The organism is Kitasatospora sp. NPDC057500, assembly GCF_042802195.1.
In the GTDB taxonomy this organism is placed as follows: Bacteria; Actinomycetota; Actinomycetes; order Streptomycetales; family Streptomycetaceae; genus Kitasatospora.
On record NZ_JBHVER010000025.1, the window covers coordinates 1 to 12,067 of the forward strand.

Annotated in this window: 9 protein-coding genes; 2 read left to right on the forward strand and 7 right to left on the reverse strand. The window is 72.9% G+C overall.

The genetic code is table 11. The annotated features are described in order from the left end of the window. Positions 1-153: 153 nt before the first annotated feature. From ACFU74_RS08340 to ACFU74_RS08370, 7 genes are all read right to left on the reverse strand, one after another. Positions 154-1,356 (reverse strand): acyl-CoA dehydrogenase family protein, encoded by a 1,203-nt coding sequence (locus tag ACFU74_RS08340; RefSeq protein ID WP_380753688.1) that lies wholly within the window; start codon positions 1,354-1,356, stop codon positions 154-156. 150 nt (positions 1,357-1,506) lie between these two features. Further along, on the reverse strand, positions 1,507-2,010 hold the full coding sequence (locus tag ACFU74_RS08345; protein WP_380753691.1) for a MaoC family dehydratase: 504 nt from the start codon (positions 2,008-2,010) through the stop codon (positions 1,507-1,509). Between the two features lie 29 nt (positions 2,011-2,039). After that, positions 2,040-2,999, reverse strand: a complete 960-nt coding sequence (locus ACFU74_RS08350; protein WP_380753694.1) for an HpcH/HpaI aldolase/citrate lyase family protein — start codon at positions 2,997-2,999, stop codon at positions 2,040-2,042. Between the two features lie 22 nt (positions 3,000-3,021). Next, positions 3,022-5,049 carry a protein meaA gene (locus tag ACFU74_RS08355; protein WP_380753697.1) on the reverse strand — a complete coding sequence of 676 codons (2,028 nt, stop codon included), beginning with the start codon at positions 5,047-5,049 and terminating at the stop codon, positions 3,022-3,024. A gap of 10 nt (positions 5,050-5,059) precedes the next feature. Continuing rightward, positions 5,060-6,430: a crotonyl-CoA carboxylase/reductase gene (gene ccrA, locus ACFU74_RS08360; protein WP_380753700.1), complete on the reverse strand. Its 1,371-nt coding sequence runs from the start codon at positions 6,428-6,430 to the stop codon at positions 5,060-5,062. Between the two features lie 358 nt (positions 6,431-6,788). Next, positions 6,789-7,694: a TetR family transcriptional regulator gene (locus ACFU74_RS08365; protein ID WP_380753702.1), complete on the reverse strand. Its 906-nt coding sequence runs from the start codon at positions 7,692-7,694 to the stop codon at positions 6,789-6,791. 179 nt (positions 7,695-7,873) lie between these two features. Then, positions 7,874-9,649: a 3-hydroxyacyl-CoA dehydrogenase family protein gene (locus ACFU74_RS08370; protein WP_380753705.1), complete on the reverse strand. Its 1,776-nt coding sequence runs from the start codon at positions 9,647-9,649 to the stop codon at positions 7,874-7,876. Between the two features lie 499 nt (positions 9,650-10,148). On the opposite strand from ACFU74_RS08370, the gene ACFU74_RS08375 reads away from it, so the two are divergent. Together ACFU74_RS08375 and ACFU74_RS08380 are read left to right on the forward strand one after the other, a co-directional pair. Continuing rightward, entirely contained in the window at positions 10,149-11,600 is a 1,452-nt protein-coding gene (locus ACFU74_RS08375; RefSeq protein WP_380753708.1) for a glutamine synthetase, read from the forward strand. Between the two features lie 43 nt (positions 11,601-11,643). Continuing rightward, positions 11,644-11,790 carry a hypothetical protein gene (locus ACFU74_RS08380; RefSeq protein ID WP_380753711.1) on the forward strand — a complete coding sequence of 49 codons (147 nt, stop codon included), beginning with the start codon at positions 11,644-11,646 and terminating at the stop codon, positions 11,788-11,790. Positions 11,791-12,067: the final 277 nt, after the last annotated feature.

A 12,067-nucleotide genomic window follows, 5' to 3' on the forward strand; every position in this document is an offset into this window, starting at 1 on the left:
GCGTACGGCTGCTGCCGTACGCCCTGCGGCCGCCCGGGCGGGCCGTGCCGGACCCGGGGCGGACCAGGCCGCCGGGCGGGGGCACGGCGCGGTGCCGGGACGGGCCCGCACGCCCGTCGACCGGCGGCTCGCGGGGGCCGCGTGGGCCGCGGATCACTCCGCCGCGCGGTACTCCTCCAGCAGGCGGCGGCCGACGATCATCTTCTGGATCTCCGCAGTACCTTCACCGATCAGCAGCATCGGGGCCTCCCGGTAGAGCCGCTCGATCTCGTACTCCTTGGAGAAGCCGTAGCCGCCGTGGATCCGGAAGGAGTCCTCGACGACCTCCTTGCAGTACTCGGAGGCGAGGTACTTGGCCATGCCCGCTTCGAGGTCGTTGCGCTCGCCGCCGTCCTTCTTGCGGGCGGCCATCACCATCATCTGGTGGGCGGCCTCGACCTTGGTGGCCATCTCGGCGAGCTTGAACTGGATGGCCTGGTGCTCGGCGATCCGCTTGCCGAAGGTGGTGCGCTGCTGGGCGTAGGCGATGCCCAGCTCGAAGGCGCGCCGGGCGACGCCGCAGCCGCGCGCGGCCACGTTGACCCGGCCGACCTCGACGCCGTCCATCATCTGGTAGAAGCCGCGGCCGGGGACGCCGCCGAGGATCCGGTCGGCCGGGACGCGGACGTCCTGGAGGACCAGCTCGGTCGTGTCGACGCCCTTGTAGCCCATCTTCTCGATCTTGCCGGGCACGGTGAGGCCCGGGACGGCCGGGTTCGGCCCGAAGCCCGGCGTCTTCTCGATCAGGAAGGCGGTCATGTTCTTGTAGGGGGTGGAGCCGCCCTCGTCGGTCTTGCACAGCACCGCGACCAGGGTGGAGGTGCCGCCGTTGGTCAGCCACATCTTCTGGCCGTTGAGGACGTAGGACTCCCCGTCCTTCACGCCCTTGGTGCTGATCGCGGCGACGTCCGAGCCCAGGCCCGGCTCGGACATCGAGAAGGCGCCGCGGATCTCGCCGGCGGCCATCCTCGGCAGGAAGTACTCCTTCTGCTCCGGGGTGCCGTGGGCGTTGATCATGTGCGCCACGATGAAGTGGGTGTTGACGATGCCGGAGACGGACATCCAGCCGCGGGCGATCTCCTCCACCACCAGGGCGTAGGTGAGCAGCGACTCGCCGAGGCCGCCGTACTCCTCGGGGATGGTCAGGCCGAAGAGGCCGAGCTGCTTCATGCCCTCGACGATCGCGGCCGGGTACTCGTCCTTGTGCTCCAGCTCGGTCGCGACCGGGATGATCTCCTTGTCGACGAACTCGCGCACGGTGGCGAGGATGTCCCGCTGGATCTCGGTGAGGCCGTCGGTCTGTGCGAGGCGTCCCATCGTGCGGCTCCTGTCATGCCTGAGGGAAAGAGGAGTGGGGTGGACGGGGGCTCCGCGGGCGTGGCTTCCGCGGAGCCCCCGTGGACCGGGCCGGGGCGCGGCCGATGACGGCGGCCGGCCCCGTCCGGGGCTCTGGGGGAGGAGCGGGGCTCAGCCGAGCGGGGTCGGGCGGCCGGGCTGCTCGCCGCCGCGCGCCTCGGTGTACGTCGCGGTCGGCACCATCACCTTGCGGCGGAAGATGCAGACGACCGTGCCGTCCTGCTTGTAGCCCTTGGTCTCGACGTACACGATGCCGCGGTCGTCCTTGGACTTGGAGGGCCACTTGTCGAGCACGGTGGTCTCGCCGTAGACCGTGTCGCCGTGGAAGGTCGGCGCGACGTGCCGCAGCGACTCGATCTCCAGGTTGGCGATCGCCTTGCCGGAGACGTCCGGGACGGACATGCCGAGCAGCAGCGAGTAGACGTAGTTGCCCACCACCACGTTCCTGCCGAAGTCGGTGGTCCGCTCGGCGTAGTTGGTGTCCAGGTGGAGCGGGTGGTGGTTCATGGTGAGGAGGCAGAAGAGGTGGTCGTCGTACTCGGTGACCGTCTTGCCGGGCCAGTGCTTGTAGACCGCGCCGACCTCGAACTCCTCGTAGGTGCGTCCGAACTGCATGTCTCAGTGGCTCCTTGGGTCGGCGGTTCTCAGGCCTGCGGGGGCTCGAACTTGGACGTGCGCTGCAGGCCGGCGGCGCGGCCCTTGCCGGAGACGACCAGCGCCATCTTGCGGCTGGCCTCGTCGATCATCTCGTCGCCGAGCATCGCCGAGCCCTTGAAGCCGCCGGCCTCGGAGGTGCACCAGTCGTAGGCGTCGAGGATCAGCTCGGCGTGGTCGTAGTCCTCCTGCGAGGGCGAGAAGATCTCGTTGGCAGCGGCGACCTGGTCCGGGTGCAGCACCCACTTGCCGTCGAAGCCCAGCGCGGCGGCGCGGCTGGCCACCTCGCGGTAGCCCTCCTGGTTGCGGATCTGGAGGTAGGGGCCGTCGATCGCCTGGAGGTCGTGGGCGCGGGCGGCCATCAGGATGCGCATCAGGATGTAGTGGTAGGCGTCGGCCGGGTAGCCGGGCGGCTGCTCGCCGACGACCAGGGACTTCATGTTGATCGAGGCCATGAAGTCGGCCGGGCCGAAGATGATGGTCTCCAGGCGGGGCGAGGCCTGGGCGATGGCGTCGACGTTGATGAGGCCCTTGGCGTTCTCGATCTGCGCCTCGATGCCGATCCGGCCGACCTCGAAGCCCATGGTCTTCTCGATCTGGGTGAGCAGCAGGTCGAGTGCCTTGACCTGCTCGGCGTCCTGGACCTTGGGCAGCATGATGCAGTCGAGGTTCGGGCCCGCGCCCTCGACCACGGTGATCACGTCGCGGTAGGTCCAGTGGGTGGTCCAGTCGTTGACCCGCACGACGCGGGTCTTGCCGCCCCAGTCGCCGTTGTTCAGCGCGTCGACGATGGTGTGCCGGGCGCTCTCCTTGACCAGCGGGGCGCAGGCGTCCTCCAGGTCGAGGAAGACCTGGTCGGCGGGCAGGCCCTGGGCCTTCTCCAGGAAGCGCGGGTTGCTGCCGGGTACGGCGAGGCAGGAGCGGCGCGGGCGCAGGCGGTTCGTCGTCATCAGAGGGGTGGTCCTTCCGGGGTCAGCTGGTCGTGGCGGCCGGGGCGGGCGTCCAGGGCTGGAGCCTGTGGGCCAGCCGGATCTCGTCCACGATCCGGCCGATGATGGTGGTGATGCCGAAGTCCTTCGGGGTGAACACGGCGGCGACGCCGGCGGCCTTGAGGGCCTCGCCGTCCGCTGCCGGGATGATGCCACCCACGATCACCGGGACATCCTCCACCCCGGCCCGGCGCAGCCGGTGCAGCACGTCCGGGACCAGCTCGCAGTGGGCGCCGGAGAGGATCGACAGGCCGACGCAGTGGACGTCCTCGGCGACGGCGGCCGAGACGATCTGCTCGGGGGTGAGCCGGATGCCCTGGTAGACCACCTCGAACCCGGCGTCGCGGGCCCTCACGGCGATCTGCTCGGCGCCGTTGGAGTGCCCGTCCAGTCCGGGCTTGCCGACCAGCAGGCGCAGCTTGCCGGCGCCCAGCTCGGCGGCGGTCGCGGCGACGGCCTCGCGGACCGCGGCCAGCTCGCCGCCCGGTTCGGCGGCGACCGCGACCGGGGCGCCGCCGACGCCGGTGGGCGCGCGGTACTCGCCGAACACCTCGCGCAGCGCGAAGGCCCACTCGCCGGTGGTGACCCCGGCCCGGGCGCAGGCCAGGGTGGCCGGCACCAGGTTCCGGTCGGTCGCGGCGACGGCCTTGAGCTCCTCCAGGGCGGTCAGCACGGCGGCCTCGTCGCGCTGTCCGCGCCAGGCCTCCAGGGCGGACAGCACGGACTGCTCGGAGGCCGGGTCGACGACCATGATCGCGGTGTCGAGGTCGGCCGTCAGCGGGCTCTCCTCGGTGGTGTCGAAGCAGTTCACCCCGACGATCCGGTCCTCGCCGGACTCGATCCGGGCCCGGCGGGCGGCGTGCGAGGCGACCAGGTTGGACTTGAGGTAGCCGGACTCGACGGCCGGGATGACCCCGCCCATCCCCAGCACCTTGGCGATCTCCGCCTCGGCGCCGACCAGCAGTTCGGCGGTCTTGGCCTCGACGACCTCGGAGCCGTTGAAGAGGTCCCCGTACTCCAGCAGGTCGGACTCGTAGGCGAGCACCTGCTGGATCCGCAGCGACCACTGCTGGTCCCAGGGGCGGGGCAGGCCGAGCGCCTCGTTCCAGGCGGGCAGCTGGACGGCGCGGGCGCGGGCGTCCTTGGAGAGGGTGACGGCGAGCATCTCCAGCACGATCCGCTGGACGTTGTTCTCCGGCTGCGCCTCGGTCAGGCCGAGCGAGTTGACCTGGACGCCGTAGCGGAACCGGCGCTGCCGGGGGTCCTCGACGCCGTACCGCTCGCGGGTGACCTTCTCCCAGAGCCGGCCGAAGGCCCGCATCTTGCACATCTCCTCGACGAACCGCACGCCGGCGTTGACGAAGAAGGAGATCCGGGCGACGACCTCGCCCATCCGCTCGGCCGGCACCTGGCCGGAGTCGCGGACGGCGTCCAGCACCTCGATCGCCGTGCACATCGCGTAGGCGATCTCCTGGACCGGGGTGGCCCCGGCCTCCTGGAGGTGGTAGCTGCAGATGTTGATCGGGTTCCACTTCGGGATGTTCCCGACCGTGTAGGCGATCATGTCGGTGATCAGGCGCACCGAGGGGCCGGGCGGGAAGACGTGCGTCCCGCGCGACAGGTACTCCTTGACGATGTCGTTCTGGGTGGTGCCGGTGAGCCGGGCGATGTCGGCGCCCTGCTCCTCGGCGACCACCTGGTAGAGCGCCAGCAGCCACATCGCGGTGGCGTTGATGGTCATCGAGGTGTTGGTCTGTTCGAGCGGGATGCCGTCGAACAGGGTCCGCATGTCGCCGACGTGGCCGACCGGCACGCCGACCCGGCCGACCTCGCCGCGGGCGAGGACGTGGTCGGAGTCGTAGCCGGTCTGGGTCGGCAGGTCGAACGCCACCGAGAGGCCGGTCTGGCCCTTGGCCAGGTTCCGCCGGTAGAGGGCGTTGGAGTCCTCGGCGGTGGAGTGCCCGGCGTAGGTGCGCATCAGCCAGGGGCGGTCGCGCTTCTGCTCGCTCATCGGATCGTCCTCAGATGCCGTGGCTGGACTGGACGTTCCGCTCGCCGAGCTCGCGGAAGAGGTTGATCGCCGGCAGGTGCCTGGCGCGCAGTTCGGCGTCGCGCACGCCCAGGCCCTCCTCGGGGGCCAGGCAGAGCACGCCGACCTTGCCCTGGTGCTTGTTGTGGTGCACGTCCAGCGCGGCCTGGCCGGTCTGCTCCAGCGGGTACACCTTGGAGACGGTCGGGTGGATCTTCCCCTTGGCCACCAGGCGGTTGGCCTCCCAGGCCTCGCGGTAGTTGGCGAAGTGCGAGCCGACGATCCGCTTGAGCGACATCCAGAGGTACCGGTTGTCGTACTGGTGCATGAAGCCGGAGGTGGAGGCGCAGGTGACGATGGTGCCGCCCTTGCGGGTGACGTAGACGCTCGCGCCGAAGGTCTCGCGGCCGGGGTGCTCGAAGACGATGTCGACGTCCTCGCCGCCGGTCAGCTCGCGGATCCGTCCGCCGAGCCGCTTCCACTCGCGCTGGTCCTGGGTCTGCTCGTCCTTCCAGAACCGGTAGCCCTCGGCGGAGCGGTCGATGATCGCCTCGGCGCCCATCGCCCGGCAGATCTCGGCCTTCTGCGGGCTGGAGACGACGCAGATCGGGGTGGCGCCGCCGGCCAGCGCGTACTGGGTGGCGTAGGAGCCGAGGCCGCCGCTGGCGCCCCAGATCAGCACGTTGTCGCCCTGCTTCATGCCGGCGCCGTTCTGCGAGACCAGCTGGCGGTAGGCGGTGGAGTTGACCAGGCCGGGGGAGGCGGCCTCCTCCCAGGTCAGGTGGGCGGGCTTGGGCATCAGCTGGTTGGTCTTCACCAGGGCCAGCTGGGCCAGGCCGCCGAAGTTGGTCTCGAAGCCCCAGATCCGCTGCTCCGGGTCCATCATCGTGTCGTTGTGGCCGTCGGAGGACTCCAGTTCGACGGAGAGGCAGTGCGCGACCACCTCGTCGCCCGGCTTCCAGGCGTTGACCCCGGCACCGGTGCGCAGCACCACGCCGGCGAGGTCGGAGCCGACCACGTGGTACGGCAGGTCGTGGCGCCTGGTGAGCGGGGAGAGCCGGCCGTAGCGCTCCAGGAAGCCGAAGGTGGAGACCGGCTCGAAGATCGAGCTCCACACGGTGTTGTAGTTGACTGCGCTCGCCATGACGGCGACCAGGGCCTCGCCCGGGCCCAGTTCGGGCAGCGGGACCTCGTCGAGGTGGAGGGACTTGCGGGGGTCCTTGTCGCGGCTGTCGAGGCCGGCGAACATCTGCTCCTCGTCCTTGTGGAGCGTCACCGCCCGGTAGGACTCCGGCAGCTTCACGGCGGCGAAGTCCGCCGAGGTGCTGTCGGGGCTGAGGATCGCGTCGAGGATTTCCTTCATGGCTGCCTCCGAAGGCGTACCTGTGTGAGGGCACAGGGCGTCTGGGGGAGCCGGGAGCGGACACCGGCTTCGCTGAACGGGGTGGTGGGTGGTGGCTGGTGGGCCTGGCACTGCGGTGGGTCGCTCCCGGGGTCGGGGAACGCCGGTACGACGGCGCGCCGAGGTGGGGAGCCGCGGCGCCGCGACTGGTGGGTAACAAGTTAGTGGCACCCTGTGCCACTCGTAAAGACGCGGCGTGCCAGTAATTCCGGCCGGTCGCCACCCCTACCGCGGAGCCCGCCGGGGGCAGCGGAAGGGCCCGTGCCGGCAATCCGGCACGGGCCCCTGGAACTGCTGTGACCTGCGAAAAAGCCTGTAATCAGGCCTGCTTGGCGCCCTCCAGGGCGGCTCTTACGGCCTCCACCACGACGTCTAGCGGAGCGTCCGTCCGGGCGACTGTGATGAGCACCTCACCTCCGGGACTGGCACTCAGTGCGCCGGCCGTCGCAGCCTCCGCCTCCGTCGCACTGGCACCGGGTGCCACCAGCGCACCACGCCGGCGCGCCCCCGGCTCGCTGGACGCCCAGAAGGTCCGCCGGATCACCTCGAAGGAGTGGTCCAGCTGCGCCTCGACGTCGCCGCGCCCGCCCGCCCGCAGCCAGCGCCGCAGCACGTGGTTGTGGGCCGCGACCACGGCCGCCGCCGACACCTCGGCCAGCATCGAGTCGTCCTCGCCGCCGCGCTGCCAGCCCGAGGGGATCTCCCCGGCGGTGTCGAACCGGCCCAGCAGGTAGCGGGTGAACAGCCGCTCGTAGCGGGCCACCACCGCGATCTCCCGCTCGCGCAGCGCCGGCACCTGACGGATCAGCTGGTACCGGGCCACCGAGACCCCGGGCGTGGAGGCGTACATCCGCAGCACCTCCTTGATGCCCCGGCAGACCACGTCCAGCGGGTGCTCCTCGGGCTCGGCGCTGGCCAGCAGGTCGGCCACCCGGACCAGGGTGTCGTCGTGGTCCGGGAAGATCGCCTCCTCCTTGGAGCGGAAGTACCGGAAGAAGGTCCGCCGGGCCACCCCGGCCGCCGCCGCGATCTGGTCGACGGTGGTCTCCTCGTAGCCCTGCGAGGCGAACAGCTCCATGGCCGCGGTGGCCAGGTCCTGGCGCATCTGCTGGCGCTGCGCCGCCGCCCGGCGGCCGCCCGGGCCCCCGTCCTGGCCGTTCCCGGCCGGCCGGCCGTCCCGCGCCGGGGCGGATTGCTGCGGGGAGACTGACTGAACCCGATCCATGCCCGGAACGCTACACGCCCCCGGCGCCGCGCCCGCGGGCCTTGCCCGGCGCACCGGGGGGAGCGGGCCGCCGGCCGCGGGCCCCGGCCGGTGCGCCGGGACCGCGCCGAGCCCCCGGCCGGCCCGCTCGGGGCCCAGCGGCGGCCGGCCGGGCTGTCCCCCCGGGGACGGCGGGGCGGTCATCGGCGCGCGTGGTCGCGGAAGCCGCGGCCGGTCTTGCGGCCCAGGCAGCCGGCCGCCACCAGGTGCTCCAGCAGCGGCGCCGCCGCCAGGCCCGGCTCGCGGAACTCCTGGTGCAGCACCTGCTCGATGGTCAGCGAGACGTCCAGACCGACCACGTCCAGCAGTTCGAAGGGGCCCATCGGGTACCCGCAGCCGAGCTTCATCGCGGTGTCGATGTCGTCCACCGTCGCGTAGTGCTCCTGGAGCATCCGCACCGCGTCGTTCAGGTAGGGGAAGAGCAGCGCGTTGACGATGAACCCGGCCCGGTCCCCGCACTCCACCGGGTGCTTGCGGACCTTCGCGCACAGCTCCAGCACGGTCGCGGTGACGTCCGGCGCGGTCAGCACCGTCGAGACCACCTCGACCAGCCGCATCGCCGGCGCCGGGTTGAAGAAGTGCATGCCGATGACGTCCTGCGGCCGCGAGGTCGCCGAGGCGCAGCTGATCACCGGCAGCGAGGAGGTGGTGGTGGCCAGCACCGCGCCCGGCCGGACGATCCGGTCCAGGGCGGCGAACAGCTCGCGCTTGACCGCGAGGTCCTCGGCCACCGCCTCCACCACCAGGTCCACCCCGGCCAGCTCCGCGTACCGCCCGACCGGCGTGACCAGGCCCAGCGCGGCGTCCCGCTGCTCCCCGGTCAGCCGGCCCCTGGCCACCGAGCGCTCCAGCGACTTCGCCAGCTGCGCCTTGGCCCGCTCCGCCTTCTCCTGGCTGCGGGCCGCCAGCAGCACCGGGTAGCCGGCCTTGGCGAACACCTCGACGATGCCGGTGGCCATGGTGCCCGAGCCGCAGACGCCGACGGTGCGCACCTCCCGGCCGGCGGCCTTCGGCAGGGTCGGGCCGGCGGCCGCGTCGACCGCCTTCGAGGAGCCGGGCGCCTCGTAGGTGTAGAAGCCCCGGCCGCTCTTGCGGCCCAGCAGCCCGGCCGCGACCAACTGGCCGAGGATCGGCGCCGGCGCGTGCAGCCGGTCCTTCGACTGCTCGTACATCGCCTCCAGGACGGTGCGGGCGGTGTCCACGCCGATCAGGTCGAGCAGCGCCAGCGGGCCCATCGGCAGGCCGCAGCCGAGCCGCATCGCGGCGTCGATGTCCTCCCGGGTGGCGTACTTGGACTCGTACATCGCGGCGGCCTGGTTGAGGTAGGCGAAGAGCAGGCCGTTGACCACGAAGCCGGCCCGGTCGCCGGCCGCCACCGGCTCCTTGCCGAGGTCCCGGGCGAAGGCCGCGGCGTCCTCGGCCGCCTGCGGGGCGGTGAGCACGGTGCGCACCACCTCGACCAGCTTCATGCTGTGCACGGGGTTGAAGAAGTGCAGGCCCAGCACCCGGTCCGGGCGGGCGGTGGCGGCGGCGATCCGGGTCACCGACAGCGCGGTGGTACCGGTGGCCAGCACCGTCGAGGCCGGGCAGATCCGGTCCAGCTCGGCGAAGACCTCCCGCTTCAGCTCCAGCCGCTCGGGGACCTCCTCGATCACCAGGTCCGCCCCGGCGGCGGCGTCCAGCGCGTGGCCGACGGCGATCCGGGCGAGCAGCCCGGTCCGCTCCTCGGCGGTCAGCCGTTCACGGGCCACCGCGTGCGCGGTCGCCTCCCGGATCCGGGCCAGTGCCCGGGCGGCGGAGGCCTCGTCGGCCTCGATGCCGATCACCCGGCGGCCGCTGCGGGCGACCGCGACCGCGACGCCGGCGCCCATCGTGCCGAGGCCGACCACGGCCACCGTGGGGAAGGGACGCTCCATCAGTCCTGACTCCTTGTCATGGAAGGCCCGCGCGCGCTCCGGAGGGCGCGCCCCCGGAGGAGGGTCCGCGCGCGGGGGCGGGGGATGACGGTTGCGGCCACCGCGCAGCCGCCGGTCCGCTCCGGCGGTGCTGCGGGTGTGCCGTGGTACTCGGGCGCGGCACGGAAGGCGGCGCCGAACACGGAGGAGGAGAAGCCCCGGTGGTGGCCGCGGTCCGCGGCACCGGCCGGTGGAAGGGGGACGCCGCCACGCGCCGCCCGCTCCGCGCGAGTCCCGCACGGCGGACGGCGCCCCCGTCGGTGCGGCTCCCGAAGCCCGACGGTGGTGCGTGCGGACACTGTAGCGAAGCTACTCGCCGGTAGGAAGGGGGTGGGGCGCTGATTCTCCACTGCTCACCGGCGCGCGATCACCCCCACGGGTGAGGGCGGTGGACGGACGTCCGTTCGGACCACCCGATAGGGGAGTTACGCGTGCCCGCGCCGCTGGGCAGCATGGGGACATGACCAGTGGAGCCGTTGCCACGGACCGTCCCGAGCCCGCCGCCCCCGGGGCGGCCGGGCACGCCGACGACGGCGCCGTGCCGTCGCCCCGGGCCGACCGGGCCGAGCGCGGGGAGCGCGCCCAGGCGGCGGTGGAGCGGCTGCGCGCCGCCGGGGTCGAGGCGGTCGCCGTCACCTGGGTGGACAACGCCGGCATCGCCCGGGTCAAGGCGGTGCCGCTCGGCGGCCTGGTGCACGCCGCCCAGTGGGGCGTCGGCGCGGCCCCCTGCTTCGACGTCTTCCTCGCCGACGACACCATCGTCACCAGCCCGCTGATCGGCGGCCCCACCGGGGACCTGCGGCTCTACCCCGACGTCGAGCGGATCGTCCCGCTCGCCGCCCAGCCGGGCTGGGCCTGGGCACCGGGGGACCGCTACACCCAGGGCGGCGCCCCGCACCCGGGCTGCCAGCGGCTGTTCGCCCGCCGGACGGTCGCGGCCGCCGCCGAACGCGGGCTGACCCTGAAGGCCGGCATCGAGATCGAATGGGTGGCCGCGCTGGCCGGCCCGCCGCACGAGGAGCCCCGCTACCCGACGGCCGGCCCGGCCTACGGCATGCAGCGGCTCACCGAGCTCTCCGACTACCTGCGCGACGTGCTCCGCGCCCTCGGCGAGCAGGGCCTGACCGTGCTCCAGATCCACCCCGAGTACGCGGCCGGCCAGTTCGAGGTCTCGGTCGCCCCCGAGGGCCCGGTCGAGGCCGCCGACACCTCGGTGCTGGTCCGGCACACCGTCCGCGCCGTCTCCGCCCGGCACGGCCTGCGGGTCTCCTTCGCCCCGGCGGTCGAGGCCGGCGGGGTCGGCAACGGCGGCCACCTCCACCTCAGCCTCTGGCGGGACGGGCACAACCTCACCCACGGCGGACCGGGCCCGCACGGCCTCACCGCCGAGGCCGAGGGCTTCCTCGCCGGGGTGCTCGGCGAACTGCCCGCGCTGCTGGTGCTCGGCTGCTCCAGCCCGGCCGGCTACCTGCGGCTGGTCCCCTCGCACTGGGCCGGCGCCTACCAGTGCTGGGGCCTGGAGAACCGGGAGGCCGCGCTGCGCCTGGTCACCGGCTCCTCCGGCGAGCGCGCCTCGGCCGCCAACGCCGAGATCAAGTGCTTCGACGCCACCGCCAACCCCTACCTCGCGGTCGGCGGGGTGCTCGCGGCCGGCCTCGCCGGGCTGGACCAGCGGCTGGCACTGCCGCCCGAGGTCACCGGCGACCCGGCGCAGGCCGGGCCCGGCGCCGTCCCCCGGCTGCCGGCCGGCCCGGACGAGGCGCTCACCGCGTACCGCCGCTCCGCCCTGCTGCGCGAGGCGCTCGGCGAGCCGCTGTACGGTGCCGTGCTCGCCGTCCGGGAGGCCGAGCGCGAGCAGTACGCCGACGCGACCCCCGAGGAGCTGGCCGCCGCCACCCGCTGGCGGTACTGACCCGCCGCACCTCCCCGCGGCGCTCGACCGCCGCTGCCGCGGCGTGCTGACGGCCGAACCCGCCGCCGAGGCCCTCGCCGATCACGCCTGCGCCGCCGACCACGTCCGCACCGTCGACCACGTCCTCGCGGACCACGCCCTCTCCAGCCGCACTGCGGCGGGCAACGCCCGCCGACTGTACGCGCTCTGACCGTCCGCCGCCCGGGCTTGGCGGTGATCCGCCACTGGCCGCTTCCGGCCGCCCGGACGCCTGTTCCGGCGTCACCCGCGCTGACTAGGGTGTGGCTCCCGGTGCGGTGCGCCTCCGCCGTCGTCCGGTCGCACGGTCCTGCCCGGCAGAAGCGGAGTCATACCTTCCGCGGGTGGCCGACTTGTGACGATTAGATGACTACCTCTTGCGGATTGCCACACTTGTTCACTAGCGTCCCGATCATTCCAAATGCACCTGCCAACCGCAGTTGCTGCAT